At 42.2% G+C, this 25,715-nt stretch carries 21 protein-coding genes and 1 riboswitch; of the genes, 17 read left to right on the forward strand and 4 right to left on the reverse strand.

Features of this window, described 5'->3' with window-relative positions; translation table 11 throughout:
* The first annotated feature begins 30 nt into the window (after positions 1-30).
* Positions 31-1,044 carry a retropepsin-like aspartic protease gene (locus J4N22_RS12110; protein WP_207494899.1) on the forward strand — a complete coding sequence of 338 codons (1,014 nt, stop codon included), beginning with the start codon at positions 31-33 and terminating at the stop codon, positions 1,042-1,044.
* Positions 1,045-2,048: 1,004 nt separating this feature from the next.
* On the opposite strand, the gene J4N22_RS12115 is transcribed toward J4N22_RS12110, so the two are convergent.
* Positions 2,049-3,629, reverse strand: coding sequence for a rhomboid family intramembrane serine protease (locus J4N22_RS12115; protein WP_207494901.1), 1,581 nt, complete (start codon positions 3,627-3,629; stop codon positions 2,049-2,051).
* A 476-nt stretch (positions 3,630-4,105) separates the two neighbouring features.
* A complete protein-coding gene (locus tag J4N22_RS12120; protein WP_207494903.1) occupies positions 4,106-4,996 on the reverse strand; it encodes a LysR family transcriptional regulator in 891 nt (296 codons plus the stop codon).
* A gap of 101 nt (positions 4,997-5,097) precedes the next feature.
* Between J4N22_RS12120 and J4N22_RS12125 the strand changes: the two genes are divergently transcribed.
* The 9 genes from J4N22_RS12125 to J4N22_RS12165 all read left to right on the forward strand — a co-directional run bounded on the left by J4N22_RS12125 (position 5,098) and on the right by J4N22_RS12165 (position 16,467).
* Positions 5,098-6,321, forward strand: a complete 1,224-nt coding sequence (locus tag J4N22_RS12125) for an MFS transporter (protein ID WP_207494905.1) — start codon at positions 5,098-5,100, stop codon at positions 6,319-6,321.
* Positions 6,322-6,368: 47 nt separating this feature from the next.
* Positions 6,369-6,884, forward strand: coding sequence for a GNAT family N-acetyltransferase (locus J4N22_RS12130; protein WP_207494907.1), 516 nt, complete (start codon positions 6,369-6,371; stop codon positions 6,882-6,884).
* Positions 6,885-7,188: 304 nt separating this feature from the next.
* Positions 7,189-7,755, forward strand: coding sequence for a hypothetical protein (locus J4N22_RS12135; RefSeq protein ID WP_207494909.1), 567 nt, complete (start codon positions 7,189-7,191; stop codon positions 7,753-7,755).
* 1,408 nt (positions 7,756-9,163) lie between these two features.
* Positions 9,164-9,350: riboswitch (cobalamin riboswitch) on the forward strand.
* 123 nt (positions 9,351-9,473) lie between these two features.
* Positions 9,474-9,917: a dUTP diphosphatase gene (dut, locus tag J4N22_RS12140; RefSeq protein WP_207494911.1), complete on the forward strand. Its 444-nt coding sequence runs from the start codon at positions 9,474-9,476 to the stop codon at positions 9,915-9,917.
* A gap of 29 nt (positions 9,918-9,946) precedes the next feature.
* A complete protein-coding gene (locus J4N22_RS12145; RefSeq protein WP_207494913.1) occupies positions 9,947-10,921 on the forward strand; it encodes a ribonucleotide-diphosphate reductase subunit beta in 975 nt (324 codons plus the stop codon).
* 37 nt (positions 10,922-10,958) lie between these two features.
* Complete coding sequence (locus J4N22_RS12150; protein ID WP_207494915.1) at positions 10,959-12,644, forward strand: ribonucleoside-diphosphate reductase subunit alpha; 1,686 nt, start codon at positions 10,959-10,961, stop codon at positions 12,642-12,644.
* A 419-nt stretch (positions 12,645-13,063) separates the two neighbouring features.
* Entirely contained in the window at positions 13,064-14,158 is a 1,095-nt protein-coding gene (locus tag J4N22_RS12155; RefSeq protein WP_207494917.1) for a hypothetical protein, read from the forward strand.
* Positions 14,159-14,379: 221 nt separating this feature from the next.
* Positions 14,380-15,609: an SIR2 family protein gene (locus J4N22_RS12160; protein ID WP_207494919.1), complete on the forward strand. Its 1,230-nt coding sequence runs from the start codon at positions 14,380-14,382 to the stop codon at positions 15,607-15,609.
* Between the two features lie 225 nt (positions 15,610-15,834).
* The gene (locus tag J4N22_RS12165; protein WP_207494921.1) at positions 15,835-16,467 is read left to right on the forward strand and encodes a hypothetical protein; all 633 of its coding nucleotides are present in this window, start codon (positions 15,835-15,837) and stop codon (positions 16,465-16,467) included.
* A 96-nt stretch (positions 16,468-16,563) separates the two neighbouring features.
* On the opposite strand, the gene J4N22_RS12170 is transcribed toward J4N22_RS12165, so the two are convergent.
* On the reverse strand, positions 16,564-17,730 hold the full coding sequence (locus tag J4N22_RS12170; RefSeq protein ID WP_207494923.1) for a serine hydrolase domain-containing protein: 1,167 nt from the start codon (positions 17,728-17,730) through the stop codon (positions 16,564-16,566).
* Between the two features lie 369 nt (positions 17,731-18,099).
* Here J4N22_RS12170 and J4N22_RS12175 point away from each other — a divergent pair, with 369 nt between their 5' ends.
* From J4N22_RS12175 to J4N22_RS12190, 4 genes are all read left to right on the forward strand, one after another.
* A complete protein-coding gene (locus tag J4N22_RS12175) occupies positions 18,100-18,603 on the forward strand; it encodes a succinate dehydrogenase/fumarate reductase transmembrane subunit (RefSeq protein WP_207494925.1) in 504 nt (167 codons plus the stop codon).
* 298 nt (positions 18,604-18,901) lie between these two features.
* A complete protein-coding gene (locus J4N22_RS12180; RefSeq protein ID WP_207494933.1) occupies positions 18,902-20,179 on the forward strand; it encodes an amidohydrolase family protein in 1,278 nt (425 codons plus the stop codon).
* 654 nt (positions 20,180-20,833) lie between these two features.
* Positions 20,834-21,187, forward strand: coding sequence for a GIY-YIG nuclease family protein (locus J4N22_RS12185; protein WP_207494935.1), 354 nt, complete (start codon positions 20,834-20,836; stop codon positions 21,185-21,187).
* 404 nt (positions 21,188-21,591) lie between these two features.
* Positions 21,592-22,698, forward strand: coding sequence for a glucose 1-dehydrogenase (locus tag J4N22_RS12190; protein WP_207494937.1), 1,107 nt, complete (start codon positions 21,592-21,594; stop codon positions 22,696-22,698).
* Positions 22,699-22,728: 30 nt separating this feature from the next.
* Here J4N22_RS12190 and J4N22_RS12195 read toward each other — a convergent pair whose 3' ends face one another.
* Positions 22,729-23,169, reverse strand: coding sequence for a hypothetical protein (locus J4N22_RS12195; RefSeq protein ID WP_207494939.1), 441 nt, complete (start codon positions 23,167-23,169; stop codon positions 22,729-22,731).
* A gap of 308 nt (positions 23,170-23,477) precedes the next feature.
* On the opposite strand from J4N22_RS12195, the gene J4N22_RS12200 reads away from it, so the two are divergent.
* From J4N22_RS12200 to J4N22_RS12210, 3 genes are all read left to right on the forward strand, one after another.
* A complete protein-coding gene (locus J4N22_RS12200; protein WP_207494941.1) occupies positions 23,478-24,275 on the forward strand; it encodes a CPBP family intramembrane glutamic endopeptidase in 798 nt (265 codons plus the stop codon).
* 184 nt (positions 24,276-24,459) lie between these two features.
* Positions 24,460-24,951: a DUF4188 domain-containing protein gene (locus J4N22_RS12205; RefSeq protein ID WP_207494943.1), complete on the forward strand. Its 492-nt coding sequence runs from the start codon at positions 24,460-24,462 to the stop codon at positions 24,949-24,951.
* A 263-nt stretch (positions 24,952-25,214) separates the two neighbouring features.
* Positions 25,215-25,652 carry a response regulator gene (locus J4N22_RS12210; protein ID WP_207494945.1) on the forward strand — a complete coding sequence of 146 codons (438 nt, stop codon included), beginning with the start codon at positions 25,215-25,217 and terminating at the stop codon, positions 25,650-25,652.
* Positions 25,653-25,715: the final 63 nt, after the last annotated feature.

Consider the following 25,715-nt stretch of genomic DNA (forward strand, 5'->3'; position numbering starts at 1 on the left):
AAGCCAATACTTTAAACCTATCATTATCTCATGCTTCAGCGCTATTGTTTCGTTGTTTTTGTTGTATGCATTTTTTCTTTTCAGTCGTATGCACAAGGTGATTACATAACCAGTAAAGAGGGCAGGTCTATTTTAAATAGGCGGCAGGTGATTAATAATTGCCTGAAAGGGATGAAGAAAGACAAGAGCAACCGTGCAGCTGTTTCGATATGCGAGTGCCAGGTGAATAAGATCGACAGGTATTTTACAGCCAAACAATACCGGGAGAATACCAGGCAAGGTGTGATAGATATTGGCACTATGATAAAAAAGGACAGCGTGCTGGAAAAGCAGATGAATGCTTGCTATACCAATTCAGGCGTATCGGTATTGTTGCAGGCAGAAGGTTTTGAAGAAGAGTTTGTAGCGAGTTGTATCACGAGTGTGAATGCAAGCACGGAACGCAGTATTGATGCTAAAAAAGTAAATAGCTTTTGCAACTGCCAATTAAGTATGGTAAAAGGAAAAAAGCTAACGGATGCACAAATGGAATCGCTCAGCAATCCTAATTCATTGTTGTTTTACGAGATGATGTACACCTGCGGTGATCCTTTTGAAACGAGTGATAACATCAACAGGGGCTGGAGTGCATCATCAGCAAGTGATATCAATGGACCGAATAGTGATACGATTCGGGTACTAACGTTGAACGGGCTGTCGTACATACAAATTAAAACCGGCAGTATGGTCCAGTTCTGGCTGCTGGATACCGGTGCCAGCGATATGCTGGTTAATAAAGACATGGAAGAAACACTGAAGGCAGAAGGCTTGATTGGTCAATCTAATTACCTGGGCACTGCAGAGTATGAAATGGCAAATGGTATGATTGACACCTGCCGCCGTTACCAGGTAAACAATATCCAGGTTGGAAGTTTCTCGCTTGACAACATCATAATAGCTGTTACTGACAAGGGTAAAAAGGTCATTGCAGGCAAAGGCATGCTAAATAAGTTTACCACCTGGTATTTAAATAATAAAGAAAACACACTGGTGCTAAGTAAATAAGTGTTGAGGTTTTTATAAAGGTGTGTAGCTGCTTCTTTTGTCACTTTTACTTCGCTAGAAAGGAGCAAATATTCTTTTGCAAGCATTATGCTTTATTCAACCATTAAATATTTTCTTTTTTGCTTGTCCAAAAAAGAAACAAAAAAAGACAGCCAAGAATGATATACAGCCCATTCTTGGCGGGGCCCTGATTTAGCTTTATTACTACCCTGCCTGCCGGCAGGCAGGTGTGTGAAAAGCAGTTGGGCCTTGATGCCTTAATTATTAGCAAGGGGTTTTCCTTTTTTCACTTTACATTTTACATGTTACATTTTGCATTTGCCTAACTCATAAATCACAACTCCTCTCTCATCATTCATCCGTGTTCTCTTTTTTTTATTCTGCATTTGTTTCATTCATCATTCTGTTCTTAGACTTTTTCTTTCGACATCATAAAAACAGCGTCAAGAAAAATGACAGATACTGCGTTAAGAAAGAAAATAGATGTTATAAGAGTATGGAATTATTGATATCCGGTAAGTCCTACAAAAGCTTAATTACTGATAAAAGTTGTGACTTATTTTCTTTTAGCAGGAGAAGTCATTTTTAGCTGTTGTTATGGAGTCTTGAATTTTTGGTTCTTTTGTTTCAAGACAAAAGAACAAGCAGATGTGGAATAGGTGTTACCCCTACAACCAAATTTGGTAGTAGCTTAAAACCTAATCCTACTACTTAATATTTAATCTTCTTCTGTCACTTTTTGCTTCGCAAAAATAACCAACCTGCTTGCCGGTAGGCAGGAAAGGCGCTCGATAATGATATACGACGCATTTTCGGCATTTGCTATCAAGTTGTAGTACTACCCTGCCTGCCGGCAGGCAGGTGTGTGAAGATCATTGGGGCCTTGATGCCTTGATTGATCACAAGTAACTTTTAATTCATCATTCATCATTCATAATTCATAATTCGTCTCTCATCATCCATTGGTGTTCCTCCAGCTGGCGCAACAGTTCTGCAGCTGTTGGTCATATGTCCAGTTCACCTTCTGCATCCTGCTTCGGTCTATAATATTTAAAGAACAGCCAGCCGCCTACGATCCCGGATACCAAGCCCCCGACATGCGCGATGTTATTTACATTAGGAATGAAGAAGCCCATAAACAGGCTGATCCCTGCAGTGCATGCAAGCAGCGTATACATAAACGTCTTCAGCTCCCTGGGAAAGATGCCGGTAAGCACCATAGCTACCAATATTCCATACAAACCAAAGATGGCACCGGATGCACCTACGCTTAGTTCATAATCAGAGAATGCCATGGTAGCTGCCGACGCGCATAAACCGGTGAGTAGGAAGAAAAGAATTAGCCTCGCTCTTCCAATAACAGGCTCCACAAATAAGCCAGCCAGGTATAGTGAGAGCATGTTCATGACAAGGTGTACAATACTACCATGAAGAAAGACAGAAGTGAGCAGTCGCCAGTATTCACCTTGTCTCACGCCTGATCTAAACAAGCCACCCCACTCCACCAGTTTGGCGTTGTATACCTGCATCACATCGCTGCCTGACAGCACTACCAGTGCATACACGATGAAGCAAATAAAGATTAACGCAGTTGTTGCATATGCATCACGGGTTGGTAGCCAAGACTGCAGGTTAAGGAGAAGGTCCTCCTTGATTGTATAGTTTTTACGAAAGAACCAGCGGGCCTTGTTCATATGGATGCCGGGAATTATAACCATTACGAACCATACAGCCATACAAATGGTCCAACTGCCAAACACCCATGGCAACTTGTTGCCGGTGCGATGAGCAAATGTCCCTTCTATTGGTTTAAGCAGGTAGACCTTATGGTCGTCACTATAAGTTATGTACATATCGCTTTTGCGTGCAGCTGCCATGAATTCGTCCCTATCATTATTGTTGGGCAATTGCTCGAGGTAATTGAACTTAAAACTCTTGTTCTTGTAGTAGTCGTTCATGCTTCGCTCGATAAACGCGTTCCACTCCTGCTCCTTGTTAGCATCGGCGGTATGGCTTGATATACTGGTATGATAACTATAGGTGAGAAAAGCATGCGCTGGCTTTAGTGTATCCCCGAGGTGATTGCTCATCGGTACGGCAATGTAGATTTTGAAGTGAAGCGTTTCACTTCTTTTACCAGAATAGTAAGAGGAGTATTTTATTCCTGGATAATTATGCTGAATGACATAAAACCCTGGCTGGTAATACTTGGTTGAGGGCAACGTGGCTATGTCACTTACCATGTTCAATGTTGTGAGTGTCCCGGTCGCCTTTTCTACATAATTAACAGACAGGCCAGCAGGCAATGCTATAGTGGCCATAGCAACCATATAGTACAAGCCACGAACGCGACCATCATCCCGATCCAGCTTTAGTGCATGAACGCGTTTGCGGATCAATAGCATAACTAATAAAAATCCGAAGCAAATGGGTAACCACCACTCAAGAACATCTTCACGAAAAACATTGACCTGTAGCAAAACAATAAATACCCAGTATACCAGGACATAGGTTGCGGTAAGTATTAGCGAGTACTTCGCCAGGGGATAGAAAGCGAGGCGTAGTTTAGGTTGCAGCTTCTTCATAAACAGTAGCCGCAATATAACCCTGTTGTTGTATTTGTTTTGCGGCCGTGTTATGCGGGGTCTTACAACAGCGAGAACTTATAGTTATTAGTAACTGCCTTGCCGGTTGGCGCATTGATCACCCTGTTGGTAAAAGTGTTGCGGTATTATTGGTTGAAGTTATAAAGAAGGTCCCAGCTCTCTGTAGTGTTGCGCAGGGCAATTACGAAGGAAACCTGCCTGCCTGTAGGCAGGATCAAAAGCCAGTCTGTGACTGGTAGTGTTGATTCTATATTATCCAGACTTGATTATCTCCGGAATAATCCTGTTCGGGCAGGAATTTTAAAGAAGGCAGAGGAATATATTCTTGTGCGGCTGGGGTCTCGAATGGGACTCTGACAATTGAGGTCATGGTCAATTGAACATCTTGGCACTGTAGGGTCCCTTGGCAAATGCACGATAACTTTCAAGGAGAACCCGCAGGGACGAAAGGCCAGTTAGCTAACTTTTTGTTGATCGATGATGTCTTGCGTCAGCAGGCTACAAAATTTCTTCACGGCTTGCTTTTCGTATGCTTCTTTCAGTGAAATGATCATGGCGGTTCGGACCATATCGCTGCCCTTGATGGGTATGGTAACCAAGTCTTCCTCTTTCACGCTGGTTTGCACCAGGATACCGTGCCACTTCCCTGTTTTCACTAGGTCTGTTATGGTAGGGATGTCATTCACTTCAATAGAGATTTTAGGGCTCAAACCACTCCTGTCAAATGCTTTGATTATAAAATGGCTGGTACTGTCTCCTTTTGTCGATATCACCAAAGGAAGCTGGCAAATCTCTTCCAGTGTGATAGATGTTTTACCGGATAAGGGAGATGTTACGGAAGTAACGAAGGTCACAGCGGAATTAAAAAGAGGTTGATATTTTAAATGATGTGCATTGGTGGATTCGTTAAACACCAGGATTAAGTCTAATTCAAGCTGGTTTAGATCTTCAATCAACCCTTCAGAAGTGCCATATACAACACGAATATTAATACTAGGGAACTCACTGGCAAAACGAACCAACGCCGGGGTAAGGATACTGCGTAGTCCATAGGTAACCCCGATGGAAAGTGTGCCAACATTCAGCTCGTTCAAATCATTTAGCAATAACAAACCTTCATTCGCTTTATGGACACTTTGCGCGGCATAAGATGCAAACAGTGCCCCTGCTTCCGTAAGTGTTATCCGTTTCCCTATTCTGTTGAACAAAGGAGTATTGAGCTCTTCTTCCAGCTGTTTAATCTGTTGGGATAAGGTGCTTTGGCTTATATGCAAGCTATCGGCAGCTTCGGTAAAATTGAGCAATTCCTTTGCCTTCAGGAAGTATCTCAGCTGTCTTAGTTCCATAATGTTAATCGGTATTATCGATCATTCTTATCGAAAAATACCGTTTTACAAATCTATTCAGTCTTCCAAACTTTGCCTCGAGAAAATTAGAAAGATCACCTATGTCCTTAGAAGTACTAAAACCCTCTATCACAAAGAACGTTGCGTTAGGTTGTGCTCAAATTCTTTTGTGGGGCGGCTCGTATTTCATTTTATCGATCCTGGCGGAACCGATCATGCAGGAGACAGGCTGGTCATACCAGATGGTTTATGGCGCCCTTTCCCTGTCGCTGTTGATTTCAGGGTTGCTATTGCCTCGAATCGGAAAGATCATAGGTGAAAATGAGAAAAATTTTGTTTTGCCTTATGCAGGTATCATCATGGCTTTGGGTCTAACTGTCATTGGCTTTTCAGAACATTATTTCTTATTCCTGGTAGGTTGGACTATCGTAGGTGTTGCCATGGGAATGGGCTTATATGATGCACTGTTTGCTTCACTTGGAAAAAGCTACGGAAAGGCCACAAGCAGGGTAATTGTTCAGGTAACGCTGATTGCCAGCCTGGCTCCAACCATTTCCTGGTTTATTGTCTCGCTTCTGCTGAGTGACTACGGTTGGCGTACTGCCTGTTTTATATATGCGGCCATATTGCTCGTCACTATATTACCTATTCATCGATACACTTTACCTCCTGCAGGGAGCAAAGCCGCCATAAAACCACAGCTGAATGATAAAAAGACAAATCCACACAAGCCTTTCCGTTCCAGGATCTATTACCTGTTGCTTGTAAATTTTACGGTTGGTGCTGTTTTGACAACAGGTATTGTCATTCATTTGATTGACATTTTGCTGGATAAAGAGATGGCAATGGCAGCTGTAGTTAGTGCTGTTGCTTTCTTAGGGCCAAGCCAGGCAGGTGTTCGGGTACTGGAGTTAGTGTTCTCCAGAAATGCACCTGTTAAGACAGCCATCATTTCAGCTGTCATTACGCTCGTTGGCATTCTATTGTTATCGCTCAATCCCAATTTTGCAATACCGGGAATCATTCTATTCGGTATGGGAAACGGTATGCGTTCTATTTTAAGAGGAACGTTGCCTTTAGCAATTTTCGGACAGGAAAATTATGCCGTCGCTGTAGGAAAACTTGCCCGAATGCCTTTGATCGCCCAGGCACTAACACCTTTTATCGGGAGCTTTTTGATAGAGCAGTTTAGCGTAACGGTATTTCTCAATGCATGCTGCTTGTTGGCACTCATCAATATCGTTTTCTTTTTGATGGTGCCGAAACTAATGCCTCAACAAAATGAATCGAGGAGAAGCATTGCAGTTAGCATGGCCAATAAATAAAGCTGATTAGAATTATTACATAGAACACTTAATTAAATTTTTACAAAATGGAACATAACTTCAGAAAAGCCACTATGGCGGAGCTAGATCAAATATGGAGCATTCTACAACGAGCCATTGAACGCAGGAAAACGGACGGCAGCAACCAGTGGCAGGATGGTTACCCGAACCCGGAAGTTGTAAGGAATGACATTGACCAAGAAGTGGGTTTTGTATTGACGGAAGGAGAGACCGTAGTTGGATATACCGCAGTATTGATCAATGATGAACCAGAGTATGCCCATATAGAGGGGAAGTGGCTAACGGACGGTGATTTTGTAGTGTTTCACCGGGTAGCCATTTCTGAAAACCATTTGGGCAAAGGCTTAGCTAAAAAGATTTTAGCATTTATAGAATCGTATGCGCTCAGCAACAACATTTACAGCATTAAAGCGGACACCAATTTTGATAACGTTGCTATGATGAAGACGTTTGAAAAAGCAGGCTATGTTTATTGTGGTGAAGTATATTTTAGAGGAAGCCCAAGAAAGGCATATGAGAAAGTTTTGACTAAAGCTGCATAGAAATCAGTGCAGCAAGGAGCGGTGCAATGGTGTTTGATCTTGTGTGTGTGCGCTTGGGCCAAAGTATTAAAAACAGGAAATGTAAACCATAGTTCTATTCGCCCGCAGCACTCTATTGCCTAGTGATAAGTTCAGGAAAATACCTCCTGTAAAAGCTTGCACTTAACAATTTGAGTTTATACTTTTACCTGCTGCTAATCCTTCCGTTATAAGATCGTTCTGATAGTATTGCGAGTGCCAGGGAACATTCTACGACAGGCAACTACCAATAGGCATTTTCTTTCATCACTTAATACTTTACCAAATGAAAAGAAAACTATCAAACAGCCCATTTCTTTTGTGTGGATTGCTGCTGTTAGCGATTTCCTGCACAAAACAAGTAGCAAACGACGCCGCACCTGGAGAGGTGACGTCAAACGCTGCATTATCTGAAAAATCAAAGTCTGAAAATGACAAATCAGATCTGCTGAAATCGGTGAAACAGGCTACTTCCAGGTTCCATTCTACCACCCAGGCATTGAAAGCCGGCTATGAGCGCGATGATCATTGTGTATCTCACCCTCTTCTGGGAGGCATGGGTTACCACTGGCTTAATCCTTCGCTGGTTGATCCGGTGTTTGATCCCCTGAAACCTGAGGTGATACTTTATGCCACTGGTCCTGACGGTAACCTGCGCATGGTAGCGTTGGAATATATTGTAATAAATACCGGGCAGCCGCATCCGAAGTTTGGCGATCAGCTACTGGATGTTGGTGGCGTACCACCGCTTGCAGCACAGGGCATAGATCACTGGAGCCTTCATGTTTGGTTATACGAGCACAATCCTCGAGGTATTTTCCAACCATTCAATCCTAATATCACTTGTCCTTAGAACTCAAAAAGAGTTTCCTTTTTCACGATCTTGTTCGGGGTGCTTTCAGGGGAAAGCGCCCCGTGCTATTTAGGGAAACATAAATTCAAATGCCGACTTGTCAGTCTTTCCGTTGTCGAGAATGATTACACCCCGTTCCTTTCCTTGTTCCCTGATTAAGCATAAGTGCTACCTGCCTACCGGCAGGCAGGTTGTGACTTCAGCATAGGTTTTTCATGCATATTCCCTTTTTGGAACTTTTTATATCATCGTTTTAAGCAGCTTGCTAACTTATCAAGGCATCAACGTCCCGCTGCTGTTTACAACACCTGCCTGCCGGCAGGCAGGGTAGTACAAAAGCTCAATAGTAAGACTCCGGGAATGGGCTGTATATCATTCCCGGTCGCCTTTTTTTTGGTTACTTTTTGGGCACACAAAAAAAGTGACATCAAGAGGATGAAAAGCCGGGTTCTATAACTCTGTAATCAACATGTCTTAGTAAGAGAGTAGAGTTAAGTATCGGAAAAACAGCAAGTAAATAAACCTTACTGTACAAAAATCTGAGGAAAAAACAGAACACCTTTAGGAAACCATACTCGAGACCATGGTCTATAGAACACCTTGGTATTGAAGGGGACCGTGGCAAACGCACGATACCTTTTAAGGAGACACCGCAGCTTTTAAGGAGACACAGCAGGGATAAACATGAAGACGTGTCATTCGCTTCCTTAAAACATCCAAGGAGAGCTGGGGGAGAAGTTGCTGGCGAGGAAAAGCTGGCGCTGGAAGTGTTAAACCAAAACACCAACAAGGCGTAAAAAAGAAGCCCGGCAGTTTGAACCGGGCTGTCTTCGTTTGCACCTTAACGTGCTCTCTTTGTTAGCGCTTTAGCTTTCTTCTGTGCTGAGCTTTTCTTTTTAGTAGGCTTATTCTTTTTAGGATGAGCTGTTTTTGACATACAATTAAAATTTAAAGGTTAGAATATTATTTACTTATGGCTCCAGCGTATGTTTCCCCGTTTCTTAAGATGCTTGTAGGAACGGCAACTTTACAACCAGTTTCAAAAAGTGGACGAAGATATGCTTATAAGGGTAAATACGCTGCTTGATCAATGATTGTCATGCCGCGGCCTCCTTGCTTCCCCAACTTTCGGTAGTGTCCCTTATGGCAAACCAGCTTTCCGTAGTGTCTCCAGCTCAGTTTTCGAAGTCTTCCGTAGGAACACCTCAATCTTCCCTGGCAGCAGGGTTATCCCGCAACAGAATTACCACCTCCAGGGCAAGCTATTCACCTGGATGGGCGGGATACCGCATCAGCCTCACCTTTGATAGCAGCGGCATTTTCTCTATTCGCCGACCAGTCCAGCGGGACAATATTTGTTTTCAACATAGGGTGAACAACAAGTTGGCCCCCTTCTATTCTTATGTCATTATTTTGAACATGATACGGTTCCCGCCACGGCGGGATTTAAAGGGAACCAGGTGCAAGTCCCGGACTATCCCCGTAGCTGGGAGCTCCTATCATGGTTGTCATCTTCAAGCCACTGTTCTTAAAAGAACGGGAAGGCTATGAACAACGGAGCAAGTCAGAAGACCTGCCGCATTCAATTTAGTAACAATGCTTTCGGAGGAAAAGTAGGTACTGATCGTTACGCCCTTCTATCGGCTCAGCCTTCAGCTTCCTGCACTCTATCCGCGAGTGTTACAGTAATAAACTAACAAGATGAATTAATAATTATCATGCTACATACAGATATATCCATCATCAACCGATCAACCAATCCATTGCCTGAATATGCCACCGAAGGATCTTCAGGTATGGACATCAGGGCTTTTGTAAACGAGGTGGTGACTTTAGAACCGCTGCAACGAGCTTTGATACCAACAGGTCTTTTTTTAGAACTGCCAGCTGGTTATGAAGCGCAGATACGCCCAAGAAGCGGCCTGGCCATCAAACAGGGAATTACCTGCCTGAATACGCCGGGTACCATAGATGCAGATTACAGGGGTGAGATAAAAGTGATCCTGGTTAATCTTTCGAATGAACAGGTAACCATCAACAATGGCGATAGAATAGCGCAAATGGTGTTTCAGAAAGTGGAGCGGGTACAGTTGAGAGCGGTAGAAGAGATCAATGTTACCGAAAGAGGTGCAGGAGGATTTGGACATACCGGCAAGAATTAAAATACAGTTGAAATAACAATAAACGTTTTATGGGATTATTTGATAAAAGAATTAATTACAAGCCATTCGAGTACCCGGAAGTATTGCAGTTTACTGAAGCAATCAACAAATCGTTTTGGGTACACTCAGAAGTGGATTTTACCGCTGATGTGCAGGACTTTCACTCTCACCTTACCGAAAGTGAACAAAGCGCTATCAAGAACAGCTTACTCACCATTGCACAAATTGAAGTATCGGTAAAGTCTTTCTGGGGCAACTTGTACAATCATTTTCCAAAGCCGGAGTTGAATGGACTGGGTACCACTTTCGCCGAATGCGAATTCCGCCACTCAGAGGCCTATTCGCGTTTGCTGGAGGTTCTAGGCTACAATGATGAATTTGAAAAACTGATAGAAGTGCCGGTTGTGAAGCAGCGTCTGGCATTCCTATCCGGTGCATTAAGTAAGGTTAATTCAAGCGACCAGAGAGAATATGTCATTTCATTGATCCTGTTCACCATCCTGATTGAAAACGTATCCCTGTTCAGCCAGTTTGCTGTCGTGCTTTCTTTTACGCGGTTTAAAGGGCTGATGAAAAACGTAAGCAACATCATTGCATGGACGTCGGTAGATGAACAACTGCATGCAAACGCAGGTATTTATCTTATCAATAAATTGAGGGAGGAATATCCAGAATTGATTGACGATGCTTTGATAGAACAAACAACCAACCTGATAACAGATTTCATCGAAATTGAAGAACAGATCATCGACTGGATCTTCCAGGAAGGCGAGATTGATACGATCACGAAAAGCGACCTGTTGAATTTTATAAAATTCAGGGTAGATGAATGTTTGCAAAAAATCAATTTTCCTGAACAGTTCTTCATTAGCCACAGTCAATACGAGCCGATGAAGTGGTTTGAAGAAGAAGTTTTTGCCAACAGCCTGGATGACTTCTTCGCTAAGCGACCGGTAGAATATACCAAGCACGATAAGAGCATTACGGCCAACGACTTGTTTTAAGCAATCACATTTAATTAGAACGCAAAAGATTTTCGATATGGATATTGTAACACCACTGATTTCTAAAACGCCCCTGACAGAAAAATACTGGTGGAAAAATGAAGAGAGTGAGCAGATGCTCAATCGTGGTTACCTGTTAAAAGGCGAAACGGTAGATGGCGCTATAGAACGTATTTGTAAGGCTGCTGCACAGCGGTTGTATAAACCTGAGCTAGCGGAGTCTTTTCGCGAAATGATCGAGCGGGGATGGATGAGTTTAAGCTCGCCTATTTGGGCTAATATGGGTACGGAGCGGGGGCTGCCTATTTCCTGTTTCAATGTGCATATACCCGACAATATTGAGGGCATTACACACAAGCTGGGCGAGGTGATCATGCAAACAAAAATAGGCGGCGGTACTTCTGCTTATTTTGGCAGTTTGCGTGGTCGTGGCAGCGCCGTTACTGATAATGGTAAAAGCAGTGGTGCAGTTAGCTTCATGCGGCTGTTTGATACAGCCATGGACACTATATCGCAAGGTGGTGTAAGACGTGGTGCATTTGCAGCCTACCTCGATATAGACCACCCGGATATTGAAGAGTTTTTGAAAATTAAAAGTATCGGGCACCCTATCCAGAATTTGTTCAATGCTGTTTGCATACCCGATTACTGGATGCAGGACATGATCGATGGTGATATATCCAAGAGAGAAATATGGGCGAAGGTGCTGGAAAGCCGCCAGCAAAAAGGTTTGCCTTATTTGTTCTTTACCGACAACGTAAATAAAGAAAGGCCGCAGGTTTATAAAGATCATAACTATACCATCAACGCCAGCAACCTGTGCAGCGAGATCATGCTGCCGTCTAACAATGATGAGTCGTTCATCTGTTGCCTCTCTTCCATGAACCTGGAATTGTATGATGAATGGAAGGATACAGATGCGGTGCGCCTCGCTATCTTCTTTTTAGATGCGGTATTACAGGAGTTCATCAACAAGACAGAAGGCAATTATTACCTGGCAAGTGCTAACCGCTTTGCCAAAAGGCATCGTGCTTTGGGATTGGGTGTTTTAGGATGGCATTCTTACCTGCAGAAAAACATGATCCCTTTTGAGGGTTTAAGATCCAAACAACTCACCACGGCCATCTTCAGCGATTTGCGCGAAAAAGCCGACAAAGCCTCGGCCGACCTTGCCCGCATTTATGGTGAACCGGATCTGTTGAAAGGATATGGTCGTCGCAACACTACCACTTTAGCGATTGCGCCTACCACTTCCTCATCGGCTATCCTGGGACAAAGCTCGCCAGGTATCGAGCCATTCAGCAGCAATTACTTTAAAGCAGGATTGGCGAAAGGTAATTTTATGCGCCAAAATAAATACCTGAAGCAATTGCTGGAGTATAAGGGAATCGATACGGAAGATATCTGGCGGAGCATTATGCTGAACCATGGTAGCGTACAGCACCTGAAAGAATTGGCCAGGGAGGAAAAGGATGTATTCAAAACCTTTAAAGAGATCAGCCAGTTGGAGATCATCCAACAAGCCTCCATCCGCCAGAAATACATCGACCAGGGACAAAGCCTGAACCTGAACATACCACCTAATCTGCCGGTAAAAGAAGTAAACAAACTAATGATCGAAGCATGGCAGCTAGGCATTAAAACATTGTATTACCAACGCAGCCAGAGTGTATCAAAAGAAATGGTGACAAACCTTGTTACCTGCTCCAGTTGCGAAGCATAAATAAGCAGGCTAAAAACATAACCGCAGGTTCCCTTTAATTGCACATGTAATAGAAGGGAACCTGTTTTTATTTGGGGGAAATGCTGATGTATAACCCCTTCCTTGTGAATCTATTAAATCAAACATGGTAAGAAGACTACACCACTTCGTACTACTACGATTAACAGCATGTAATTGTAGCCCGACGGAGGATATTCAACCAGGTGTTATTTCCTGCAGATATTGGGAGAACAGAGGATGGAGGGAGAACAGGAACAGGTTTGAACAAGTATAGATGAAAACAGGAAGCGTATTGTGGCAATAACAAAAGTGTTACCTAAAGCAGCATAATACATTGTCAGTTATGCTGTCAATATTTATTTCATACATTGTGGATAGATGACAATACACACGTTGGCTGTAACCAAATTTCAAACCTCATGGCAAAACGAGACCCAGAAAAAACTGCAAGAAACAAGGTTATTAAGGAACTAAAGGAGAAATTGAGAGCATTACTACCGAGTGTTTTAGAAGCAACAGGATTTGAATCAGAATACTCCCTACATGGAAAGATTGGAGGAAAGTTTGGCCAATATCTTGATATAAAAAATGTGGTAGTTGACTCTCCCCAACAGTTTATAGCACTTTGGCTTGACGGCTTCAAGAATTACATAAGAAAAAACATTGACCCCAGATGGAGAGAAGGGAACAATCATTATGAGACTTACAAACTGTTACAGAAACACAAGGTTTTTCAAGACTATCTTTACCTGTTTTTAGAAAGAACGTACATAAAGCATATAGATGCTCTTTCGAAAAAGAGACCTACTATTGAAGAAGCTGAAATATGGATAGGACAAGCAAATGCTAATTACGGTATTTTGGTGACACCAAGATTTAATGGAACTAATTGGGAAAATGACAAAAGTGAAATCAGACATTTCCCCCATAGATATTGGTCAATTGGTCATATTTTAGCCACAGGCTTAGTTGTTCCTTTTAAGAATGCGAAGTTGGAGTTTAAAACGGTAGAAGAATACCTAAACTTTTTCACAAATGTTATAGTTAGAAATTCAGGCTCCGAGTACGAGTACAAGCTTGCTGAAATGTATTCAATATATGTTAATGCGGCTGAAAATCCTCATGAAATACCCTTGCTTATACCTGAATTTCGATATGACGGTCTTGCCAAAAAGCACAAATACCGTCTTGACTTCACGATAATTGAAGCTTCACAGTTGAATAAGATAGGTTTTGAATTGTCTCCTTGGTCAACTCATGGATACTTGTCAAAAACAAAATCTATGTCTCAAGAACAAATAAATGATGTGGCAAAAGGGAATTTTGAAAATGAAATGTCGAAACATAAAAGCTACTTCAAGAAACATGGAATATTTGTCTTAATTTATACAGATTTCGATTTGAAGGATTTGGATTCTGTGTTTCGGGATATGGAACTTTATTTACGACCAAAATCTGTAGGCAGTCAAATGAAATTCCACATCTTTAATGACTTTTTCAATGACCCACTTTGACTTGGCAGCAGCCAACATGCGTAATTGTGCAAATGCGGCAGAATGTTGACAGCTTCGGCTGCTGTTCATTATTTCTGCTGCTGTTTCGGCGGTAGAATATCTATTAAACTTTAGTAAGTAATCATCAACAGCAGTATCTTTAGGCAAGCATTTGTTCAGGCTGAATGTTCCCTGAATACCACACCTGCACAAATACGTCCAACGTTGCCTGCAATGTTACTATGACACCCGAACTTTCAATATTATTAGGCTCTGGATTTTCTGTGCCCGAGGGTTTACCGACAGTTTCGTCTATCAATAATAAACTTCGTAATCTTAAGGAGAACGACTTTTATCTAACCTCAGCGCAAACAGCGGGATTTTATAATTCTGACTGGCGTGACCCTAATGACTGGTCTTCTTACACAGACAAACATTTTGCCCAAGAATTTACCACCTTCTATCGAGATGTAGTTTTGAATGGCGATGTTGAGGCATTTAATTATGAAGTTTTCTACGACTATATTACCGACTTTTTAAGGTACAAGAAGGATGATAATAGAATAAGCAAATTCTGTGATGAATTCCGAAAGCCATTTCACAAAAAAAGTTTCTTAGATGACGACCACAATCTTGTCTGGCGATTTTGTAAAATTTTAAATCAGCTTGTAGCAGACTTGTTAGTAGTGCCACGTTTTTATGAAGACGTCAGCTATTTGAACTACCCACCATATGACCCATTTTTCGGGTTTATCAGAGAAAATTTGACAGACAGGACTGTCAACGTTCATACTTTGAACCATGATTTATTTTTTGACCATATGGCTAACAAGCATTCAGACCTTTGGCAAAACTTCACAGATGGTTTTTCTGAATATGGTTCGCCTTATTACGGTCAAATTTCGATAGACCACAAAACATCTGATGGAGTGATTCATAAAACTTACATGGTTCGATTGAGATTTTATACTGGTGACTACGACAACAAATTACGTTTGTTCAAACTTCATGGCAGCATAGACAATTGTATACTTCACAATACAAGAACGGGTGAGACAGTAAGAGTTAAACGAGGATTTGGAGTTACAGACTTTTACATGGAACGGTTTGATGAGGAAGCAAAAAAATACGCATATGAAGCCCCTTTTGCTGAAAATGAGCCGGATTATTTAACAGGAACGACAGAAAAGATTAGACAATATAATCAACCCTTCTACGAGAACTTGTTTACTCATTTCAAAAAAAATCTTTTAAACTCAAATTTGCTTCTTGTTATTGGATACGGGTTTCAGGACAAGGGAATTAATGAATTTATTGAAAACAATTTCCTTATTTATAACAAGCCAGTTGTAGTAATAGACATAAATAAACCTAATTCGTATATTTTTCAAAAGTATCAAGACCAGATTACATTTTCTTCTAAAGGAGCTACAGGAGTTCCCTTTGAGGAATTTATGTCTTGGAAAAAATGAAACACAGCAGGCAACATCGGCTTGCTGCTATTGAGGGGCGACGAATAGGCTGCCAGCTATAAATCGCCAATCGGCAGCAGTTTGTTCAGACGGAACACAGATGAACATTCAAAATAGACATTAACTTTTGTACATTTATCAGCAGCCGTTCTGGGCTGGATAAGCAATGAATACCGCCACAGCAGCAAGCCCTGTCCGTTGTGTGCAATCTTCAACCCTTTGATTATGGAAAAAGATACAATGACAGCACGCCTAATTCTGAACTTGAACGGCGAAACCAAGGGATATGTACTTTGGAATGATACTGAAGCTTATTATGAAAAACTTCGGTCTGCCTATAAAGACATATCAGACAATAAAAAAAATGACTACCTATATTTTAGCTTCTTTACACTTTGCGCAGCAACCTTGGAGTACTCTTTGAACTTTCTATTGACGGATTTCTGTTTAAATCATTATGGACATGAGAACTATAAAGCTTATGCAGAGGGTTATATTAATTTGCCTTTTGCCAAAAAGCTTCTAATGACACCAACAATTATTTCAAATGGACGATATACATTCAATACTAAAACGGCAACCTATAAAACGTTATGTGAACTAATAACCTTAAGGAATAAAATACTGCATAATAAAGAGTTTCTGAAGACGTTTGACACACCACCAATGACGCTTGAAAACAACCAAGAATCAGTCAACTTTGAAATTCTAAAAGAGCCCAATCATATAGACAGATTAAACAAGTTGTCTTGTTTGAACTATGGAAAAGCACTTGGACAATTCAAAAATATGGTCATGGATTTAGCTATAGCTCATGACTTGACAGAAAATGAAATCATAGTGAAAATTGCTAACTGACTGCACACAACAATCGTATTTGTGCAAGTGCGGCAGAATGTTGACAGCTTCAGCTTTAGTTCATGACCAAGCGAAGGAACTAGTATGAACCTATAATCACTTGCCAACTGCACTTTCCACCAGGTCCACCAATTGCCCTATCATGCGTGGCTCCAGCCAGCGGGTAACAATCACCAGGTCGTTTTTGCTATCAATTACAATAAAGTTTCCACCAAATCCTTCGGCTGCATATACAGTTTTGGATAGCTTTCCCAGGTGACCATCTTCATTGGTCCACCATAGCATGCCATAGGTTTTGTTAGCTGCTGTTGTTTCGGTTACTCCGTTCACCCATCTCTCTGAAAGCAACTGTTTTTCCTGCCATTTTCCCCGGCGGGCAAATAGCAAACCAAAACGTGCCTGATCCAATGTATTGATGAATATTCCGCCACCAAAATGGCCGCCGCCGCTTACGGATTGCATCATCAGGCCGTCTACATTCACAAATGAATTTTCATAGCCATACCAGCGCCAGGTAGAAGAGGCGCCAATCGGGTCCATGATCTTTTCTTTAAGCACCATCGGCAATGGCTTGCGCCACACTTGCAACAAGGCGTAAGCCAATGCATTTATCCGTACATCATTGTATTTGTACACAGTGCCTGGTTCATTCAGCTTTCTTGCCCGCCATTCATCGATGCTGCCGGTGCGCGGCGGACGATCGGCCCAGTCGCATATATCAAAGAGGCAGCCCGACCAGTCGGATGATTGGTGCAGCATATGCCGCCACGTGATCTTTTGATTATGTGCGCCTTCAAAGGTTTCATCCCATACATATTGGCTTACCTTATCATCAAGGCTGCGGATCAAACGTGCATCCTCTGCAAGACCGGCAACGGTAGAGAGGTAACTTTTGGCAACGCTAAACGTCATGTCCATCCTGTCTACGTCTCCCCACTGTGCGACGATAAACCCATTCTTAATGATCAAACCGGCAGGCTTACCGCGGTCTTTCATCGGGCCTATGATCTTGTAGTTGGGTTCGCGGGCATTAACGCCAAACGCCTTGATGTTAGCCAGCCGCATGTCGTAGTCCATGTTCACTTCGTTGTTGATGGCAAAGCGTACGGCACTATCAATAAGGGCTGCATCCAGCTTTAGCTGCTGAGGCGTCCTTGTCTGCCAAACCGAATCAGGGAAGTAGAGCTTTTGGCCATAGATTACCTGGAGACACAGGAAAGACAATGACAGGAAAAGGATAGATCTTTTTACACAACTATTCATACTTCAAGGTAAGAGATTACCAACACACGAACATTCAATATGAGCCAGATTCTATTCTGCAATGGAGATAGAAAAGTAGCGTGGATGAACTAAGCGGTTTACATTCTATTATGTCAATGGCAACTTCATGCTGTGCAGTTGATATAGTTGGTGATAAGAACGAACACAGAAACATAATGATGGCCGGTTGTCGATCGCCAGGGTTTTGCAATACTATTGCACCCCTAAATCCCTTAGTAAACCGCTTAGCTACCTATGTCAACCAAACAGCTTCATTACATATCAGGCCTCATCATTACTGTTTTCGTAGGCCTTCATCTATTCAATCATGTTTGCAGTCTATTTGGGCCAGCCAGGCATATAGAAGTAATGACGTTCCTCAGACTGATTTACCGCAACCTTGTTGTTGAAGCCATTTTATTGATGGCGGTTTGTGTCCAGGTTTATTCGGGGCTAAAGCTTTTTAAACAGAATAGGAGAACGGCTACTGCTGCATTCGACAAGTTGCATATATGGTCGGGCTTGTACCTGGCTATATTCTTTGTTATTCATGTTAGTGCAGTTTTCACAGGGCGAATTTTTTTACACCTCGATACCAACTTCTATTTTGGAGTAGCGGGCATGAATAGTTTTCCGACAAGCTTGTTTTTCATCCCTTATTATACCCTTGCCCTTCTTTCATTTTTTGGTCACATTGCTGCAGTGCATAATAAAAAAATGAAGCGGGATGTATTTGGTTGCAGGCCTGTTGATCAATCCAAACTGGTATTAGCTGCCGGCATCTGTACAACGGTTGTAATACTATACGGCCTTACCAATCATTTTCATGGATTTGATATTCCGGCAGCTTATAATATAATGATAGGAAAATGAGCGAAAGCACAGTGAGTGCTGACGAAGGAGGCGTCCGCTGAAGTTTCTGGTTTAGATGTTTCTGGTTCCTGGTTTTTGTCATGCCGACGAAGGAGGCATCCCATCAAGTTTATAAACAAAAAAAGCATAGTGCTACCAGAACCTGTTCGCACTTCGTATCTCGTACCTGCTAAAATAGTTTGAAAGCAGGCCTGGTGTTTGAAGATCAGAAAAGTGGATCATCTGCGGGTTTAGCTGGATACGCTAGCGACTCGTGTTAAGGTGGTTGTAGCCTTTGGCTAAGCTCAAAAAGCGGTAGATGAAAACAACATACTTTTTCCTGCTTTCCATAATCTTGTTTGCTGCCTGTTCCCCGGCCAGGAATACTGCTGCTCGTGGAAGAATTGCTTTAACCAATGTTACCATAGTTGATGTAAGAAATGGTGGCCTGCTTCCCAACCAGGCTGTAGTTATTGAAGGAGACAGGATAATCGAAACAGGGTACGCGTCCAGCGTGCGAATAGCGCGGGGTACTTCGGTTATTGATGCACAGGGTAAATACCTGGTACCCGGCCTGTGGGATATGCATGTACACCTTGAACTAGCCACCAAACAATCGCTGCCCTATTTTATTGCTTACGGTGTTACGGGGGTAAGAGACATGGGCGCCAATTCTCTTGATACGATAAAGCAGTGGAGAAATGAAATTGAGCAGGGTAAACAGGTAGGGCCGCATATCATTGCTCCCGGGCCTATAATAGACGGGCCGTTTTTTGTGAATGAACTGCGTGTAACGGTTAACACACCGGCTGAGGCACGCAAAGCCGTTGACTCGCTGGTAGCACTGGGAGTAGACTTTATCAAGGTGCATCAACAAATATCGAAAGATGCCTACCTGGCGCTGGCAGACCAGGCTGCAAAACACAACATAGCTTTCGTGGGACACAAGCCTGCTTCACTGCCCCTGCAAGCGGTTATTGAGGCCGGGCAAAGCAGCATTGAACATGTGCTGTTTACACCAGGCCTAAACGACACTACTATCTCGATGATGAAAGATGCCGGAACATTCTTTACACCAACGCTATTGATAATAGACAAGATCGCACGCTATAATGACTCGTCATTACGCAATGATAAACGCTTAGGCCAGGTTTCACCCATACTAAAACACCATTGGCAAAAGCAAACAGAAGCATGGGGCGACAATGTGAGCAAGACAGTGGAATACATGCAAAGTATGATGCCGGTCATGCAACAACGTACTGCCTCCATGCAAAGAGCCGGCGTTCCTTTACTAGCAGGAACAGACATGGCCATCCCCTATGTCTACCCGGGAAGCAGCCTTCACGAAGAACTGGAGTTGCTGGTGAGGTCAGGTCTTTCGCCACTACAGGCGCTGCAGGCGGCAACCATCAATCCTGCACGGTTTTTTAAAAAGGAAGCTGAAACTGGTTCTATACATAAGGGTAAGCGCGCCGACCTGGTACTGCTAAACGCAAATCCTTTACAGGATATATCCAATGCTAAAGATATCAACCTGGTAATCTTTAATGGGAAGGTGTATGACAGGAAAAGTCTTGATGCCATCCTGGAGTAGTTTGAGCATATTCATTATTGTCAAAAGACCCCTTTGTAGTCGTACAATTGATTGGTTAAAATCCACAGGATAAGTAGTTATTGTCCGTCTGGGATCTTCGAAGGGACCTTATACACTTTAGGATGGTCTACCGATGCCTTCCGTACTGCAGGATCCCTGGCAATGGCACAGGAGGCTTGAAGGAGACCCGCAAGGATTAAATTTTCTAAATAAACAGCTCAGGCCGCATGGCCTCGTTACTGCAACGGGACTCCGTCCGCTTCTTTCAAACAAAGCTGCGCAATGTTTGAATGTCTCGTTGCACTCGACACCGAACCGGCCTAATGTCCCTTATGCAGTAACTGTTGTAGAGAGTAGAATAGTAGGAGCAAAAAATTTCATCAAGTAAATGAACATTTTTGTCCGTCTGGGGTCTCCGAAGGGACACCGGACAATCGAGGGATGATCTAACGAATGCCTTCCGTACTGCAGGGTCCCTGACATTCGCACAGTAGGCTTGAAGGAGACCCCGCAGGGACAAAGCTGTACGTCTTGTCACTAGCAGGATGACCTTGTGCATATAACAAAAATCAATCTTGAACAACAATAGATAGCTGCTGTCTAACCTCCAGCAGTGCTTCGTATTTTGCATATACACCTGCAAAGATTGAAGAAATGCCGAAAGTGACATACCGTGTATACGTAGTAGAACTTTCTAAAAAAGTGTTTACCGAAAACTGGAAGTTCAGGGCTGCTAACCCGCAATTCAATGGTACACTGGAGTGCCTTTATGTAGGCATGACGAGTAAGACACCGGCGGAAAGATTGAAACAACACAAGACGGGCTACATTAACGGCAAAGGCCATAAGCTATCTGCTAACATCGTTCAGAAGTATGGCATATACCTTAGGCCAAGTTTATATGAACACCTGAATGTAGAACCCATGACCCGTGCAGAAGCTTTGGCAATGGAAGAGAAGCTTGCGTTGCACTTACGACGACAAGGCTATGCTGTTTGGTTTAATTAAGTGAAAGCTGTTTGGTTTGAAGTTTAAGGTTTAAAGTTTGAAGTGATGCTTCTTACGTGGAAGTTACCTGCTGGATGGTTTTAGGATTAGCCGCAACTCGTTGAATTTTCTGTTCGAATTCTATAATTCGTTTGGCCTATCGAGGTCCTGGTTTCTTTATTCAGTCCTGCAAGAAGAATAGGTGATATGGTGGCAGGCACGCGTGTTGTTGTTTATACAGAGGAGCCTGTTTCCTTAGTTGCTTAAATAATCCAACAATTATTCGCAATTGATGTTGTGTATGGACTTGTTCAGCTATAGCAAACAGAGGAGAATAGCTTGGTCTTTACAATCAGGACTAGCCAGTGCTTAAACTTGAAAAGCAACCAACAATAGTCGGTAACAAAGACATAAATGCATAACATATGAAAGCGATTGCCTTAATTCCAGGAACTTCCAATGTATCGTTGGCCGAGGTAGATGAACCGTTGATCACGCAACCAGGTGAAGTAAAAATAAAGATGCTTCAGGTAGGTATCTGCGGCACTGATAGGGAAGAAGCAGCTGGTGGTAGGGCTGATGCGCCTGAAGGCAAGCGGCAATTGATCATAGGACATGAAATGTTTGGCCAGGTAGTAGAAGTAGGCGACGAGGTAACATCTGTTAAGCCGGGCGATTATGCGGTGTTCACTGTGCGAAGAGGATGCGGCAAGTGTAACGCCTGCAACAACAACCGCAGCGATATGTGTTATACCGGAGATTATACAGAGCGAGGTATAAAAGCTGCTGATGGTTTCCAGTCACAATACGTGGTGGACAATGAGCAATACCTGGTAAAGGTTCCTGAAGCAATAAAAAGTATAGGTGTATTAACAGAGCCTATGTCTGTTGCCGCAAAGGCTATAGATGAAGCAATGATCATGCAGTCTGCAAGGCTGAAGAACTTTGACAGGGAAGAAAATTGGTTGAAAGGAAAAAAGGCTTTAATAGCGGGTATTGGAGCAATAGGATTGATGGCAGCTTTTGCACTTCGTCTTCGTGGCGCCGAAGTACTGGGAATGGATGTGGTAGATGAAGATACCCTTCGTCCACAGATACTAAAGCAGATAGGTGGAAAGTATATAGATGGCAGGCAGGTGAAGGTGACAGATATTGATGATGCATTTGGTCCTGCTGACTTTGTATTTGAAGCCACAGGAATTGCCAAACTTCAAATTCAACTGATAGATACATTAGCCATCAACGGTATTTATGTAGCTACTGGTATTCCATCTGGCGAAAGGCCACTGACCATCATGGCTGGCGATCTTATGCAGCAATTGGTACTCAAAAACCAGATCATACTTGGAAGTGTAAATGCGAGTATTGATCATTATAAAATGGCGGTTGAAGATCTATATGCCAGTTATGAAAAATGGCCTGGTCCAATTCAAGCAATCATTACAGAAAAAATACCTTTTACTGATTTTGAGAAAGCACTGCATCAGCATTCAGCCGATGAGATAAAAGTAGTAGTGGATTGGTCTGTTTGATCTGTATAAGAAAAGAAAAGTAAAGTACCGCTACTTTGATACCGCTACCGTTGGTTCATTTTGCAGGTAATAATCCTGTATTCGCTTCCTGATCAATTTTCTTACTGCTCCGCGTCTTGGAGCAAACGTGAAGCGCATCAGGCTGTTGACTGTAGGTGTTTCAGTTAATTTTGTTCCTGTCTTTGCATCGGAGAATACGGCATGCGCTTCCCGGTCGTTGAAGCCTATCTTTCTCACCTTTACATCCATCACCACATCAGCCTCGGAGGCTTGATCTGTAAGTGTCCACAACCTATACTTCTTTATTTCTTCACCCGCAATTCTTGCCAGGTAATCTCTTTCTGAGGTTACATATACTTTGGCTGAGGCCGGTATTGTTGGCTGATTCGTCGCCTGTGCATTTACAATGCTGCAGCTTGATGAAATTAGTGAAAGGAAGACCAGGCACTGTAGTTTTATTAGTTGTAGCATGTGATTGGTTTTAGTAAGATGTGATAAACTGGTAAGAGATTATCATGCAGTATAGACTGCTGCACTACAATTGTGAATGAAATCCTAAGCTTCGATAAGGATTACCCTTTTAATGATGGGTTGATAAGCTAATAGCACTCCATCATCAAGAACAGTTTTGCTGCGATTATCTATTTCTCTATACTTTTATCTTCATCTTTTACTGCTTTGTAAAAACTTGTTCAGACTTGATGCATGCTCTCAAGTTGTATTAAATAGAATTAAATGAGGTGAATATTTTGAAAGGAAATAAATAGTTCATCGGCTTTATGAAAGATGTGAAATTCATTGCTGGCTTTATTTTTCTAAACCTATACCTGCGATTATTACCTTCCTTATTCAATGGTAACGATGTTCTTTGGCTTATAACCTTTATTTCCTTTTTTCCGCTTACTCATCTTATTGCGAAATGGAGTAGCAGTATAGGATTGAAAAAACTTGGTTTTTGCAGAACGAAGCACTGGAAAAATCATCTCTTTCTTGGATTGGTCGTTGGAGGCGCTACCTGGATACTTTTGACAGTAGCCGAACTATCCTTAGGCAGCCTGCAGTTTATTAAATGGCAAGAAGCAGGAGCAGTATATTGGTTGATTATTCAGGCACTAGTAGTAGCAGTTTTAGGCTCTGCTACTAATGACCTGTTGACGCGTGGATACGTGGTGGGACATTTTAAAAACCGCTTGCCTGCATTTGCTATCATACTATTATCGACCGTCATTTATATTGCTGATGACATTTGGCTGGAAGGATGGAGCATACGCAATATTCTATTTTCTTTTCTCCTCGGGCTGGCATTTGCTATTTCTGTTATCCGCCTGCAATCGCTTTGGATGAACACAGGAATTCATGCCGGGTTGAACTTTATTTATTACCTAGTCTATGGTTTTGGTAATGATCCTATTCACCATGGCGTCTTCGTATCCACCACGCAGCCTAACAAGCTATCTCCCTATTTAGGTTTATTGGCTGCATTGACAGTGTTGGTAGTAACTATTTTCTTGACGAGGAATATTGCGGTGAAGAAAGAAGATTATCGTCAGAAACTGGATAACTTATTAAAGGTGTAAGCTTCTTAAATGGGAGGTTATTATTATTCCGAAGAAACTTCTTTTGATTATGAAAACATCCATCAGGATTGGTCATGATAACAAATTAGTAATAGCAGAACGTAACCAACAGTAGCATTGTCAATAACACCTGTTGTAATATTGTACCAGGGCTAATGCTTCCAAAAATTTTAAAGCGTTCAGTATGGCTAAGACGATCAATCAAAGAATGACTGTGAATATTGAAGGTGATTTTGTAGTGTTCCTTCTAGGAATGCGCATCAACCGTTTGTGGAAGATGCACAAGTGGATACCCGTTGCGAAGGCAATGCCTAAGATGCTCATTGAATTATCACAAAAGCCGGAGAGTGGCTTTCTTGGTTTCCAGATGTTTGGTGGTATACCTCCTGTCATTGTACAATACTGGCGCACTTTTGAACAGTTGGAAGCCTACGCAAAAGATAGCGAGGGCCAACATTATCCTGCATGGAAATCGTTCAACACCAAGATCAGGAGTAATGGCGATGTGGGCATCTGGCATGAAACCTACAAGGTACGAGCAGGCGAGTATGAATGCATTTACAACAATATGCCTAAGTACGGACTAGGGAAAGTTGGAGAACTTGTACCAGCAGTAGGCAAAAAAGAATACGCTGCACAAAGAATAGTAGCTTCTATGTACACTACCGGCAGTTGATGTTGATTTCTAAAACTTCTGTACAGTATTATTGTTAGAACCTAACTTTTTGCTGTTTGCTTTTTTCCATAAAAGGTTGTCTTATTCTGCTTTTCTAGTATTCTTAAACGGGTCAAGTATGTAAATATAGCTGAACATTCAGCTCGTTCTTGCCATAGTTCTACACAACATGATAGGTTAATTAGCTGTTTAGCCGATGGCTCAATTGGTATTACTAAAACGAACAGTTGTATCTTCAGCCACTAATCTACCCCCTTTCCCCAATGAACAAGTCTGGCCCCATTATAATTATAGAAGACGATATCGACGACCAGGAAGTATTATCTGAAATATTTACCGAGCTTAATTATCCAAACGAGATCATCTTCTTTTCTGAAAGTGAGCTGGCTTTAGACTATCTGACGCAGACAGAGATTGAGCCTTTTCTTGTACTGTCTGATATTAATATGCCCAAGCTGAGTGGCATGGAATTGAGGGAAAAGATCATCAACAACGAAGACCTGAGACTTAAATCCATACCTTATCTTTTCTTTTCTACCAGTGCAGAGCAAACTCATGTCATTGATGCTTATTCCCGCTCTATACAAGGGTTTTTCATTAAACCGCATTCGTATGATAAGTTGAAAAAAGTACTGGTGAAGATTGTGGAGTATTGGCAGGAATGTGAATCTCCTAAATACATCAAAAATGCTCAACAATAGATTTAGTAGGTAAATTGGTAACATCTGGCATTTCCGTCAGCGGTTCAGCCTGGTAAAAAAAAG

This window comes from Aridibaculum aurantiacum, from assembly GCF_017355875.1.
GTDB classification, from domain to species: Bacteria; Bacteroidota; Bacteroidia; order Chitinophagales; family Chitinophagaceae; genus Segetibacter; species Segetibacter aurantiacus.

Coding starts and splice junctions, on each gene's coding strand:
- J4N22_RS12110 (WP_207494899.1), top strand. CDS start 31: ATGCTTCAGCGCTATTGTTTCGTTGTTTTTGTTGTATGCATTTTTTCT.
- J4N22_RS12115 (WP_207494901.1), bottom strand. CDS start 3,629: ATGAAGAAGCTGCAACCTAAACTACGCCTCGCTTTCTATCCCCTGGCG.
- J4N22_RS12120 (WP_207494903.1), bottom strand. CDS start 4,996: ATGGAACTAAGACAGCTGAGATACTTCCTGAAGGCAAAGGAATTGCTC.
- J4N22_RS12125 (WP_207494905.1), top strand. CDS start 5,098: ATGTCCTTAGAAGTACTAAAACCCTCTATCACAAAGAACGTTGCGTTA.
- J4N22_RS12130 (WP_207494907.1), top strand. CDS start 6,369: ATGGAACATAACTTCAGAAAAGCCACTATGGCGGAGCTAGATCAAATA.
- J4N22_RS12135 (WP_207494909.1), top strand. CDS start 7,189: ATGAAAAGAAAACTATCAAACAGCCCATTTCTTTTGTGTGGATTGCTG.
- dut (WP_207494911.1), top strand. CDS start 9,474: ATGCTACATACAGATATATCCATCATCAACCGATCAACCAATCCATTG.
- J4N22_RS12145 (WP_207494913.1), top strand. CDS start 9,947: ATGGGATTATTTGATAAAAGAATTAATTACAAGCCATTCGAGTACCCG.
- J4N22_RS12150 (WP_207494915.1), top strand. CDS start 10,959: ATGGATATTGTAACACCACTGATTTCTAAAACGCCCCTGACAGAAAAA.
- J4N22_RS12155 (WP_207494917.1), top strand. CDS start 13,064: ATGGCAAAACGAGACCCAGAAAAAACTGCAAGAAACAAGGTTATTAAG.
- J4N22_RS12160 (WP_207494919.1), top strand. CDS start 14,380: ATGACACCCGAACTTTCAATATTATTAGGCTCTGGATTTTCTGTGCCC.
- J4N22_RS12165 (WP_207494921.1), top strand. CDS start 15,835: ATGGAAAAAGATACAATGACAGCACGCCTAATTCTGAACTTGAACGGC.
- J4N22_RS12170 (WP_207494923.1), bottom strand. CDS start 17,730: ATGAATAGTTGTGTAAAAAGATCTATCCTTTTCCTGTCATTGTCTTTC.
- J4N22_RS12175 (WP_207494925.1), top strand. CDS start 18,100: ATGACGTTCCTCAGACTGATTTACCGCAACCTTGTTGTTGAAGCCATT.
- J4N22_RS12180 (WP_207494933.1), top strand. CDS start 18,902: ATGAAAACAACATACTTTTTCCTGCTTTCCATAATCTTGTTTGCTGCC.
- J4N22_RS12185 (WP_207494935.1), top strand. CDS start 20,834: ATGCCGAAAGTGACATACCGTGTATACGTAGTAGAACTTTCTAAAAAA.
- J4N22_RS12190 (WP_207494937.1), top strand. CDS start 21,592: ATGAAAGCGATTGCCTTAATTCCAGGAACTTCCAATGTATCGTTGGCC.
- J4N22_RS12195 (WP_207494939.1), bottom strand. CDS start 23,169: ATGCTACAACTAATAAAACTACAGTGCCTGGTCTTCCTTTCACTAATT.
- J4N22_RS12200 (WP_207494941.1), top strand. CDS start 23,478: ATGAAAGATGTGAAATTCATTGCTGGCTTTATTTTTCTAAACCTATAC.
- J4N22_RS12205 (WP_207494943.1), top strand. CDS start 24,460: ATGGCTAAGACGATCAATCAAAGAATGACTGTGAATATTGAAGGTGAT.
- J4N22_RS12210 (WP_207494945.1), top strand. CDS start 25,215: ATGAACAAGTCTGGCCCCATTATAATTATAGAAGACGATATCGACGAC.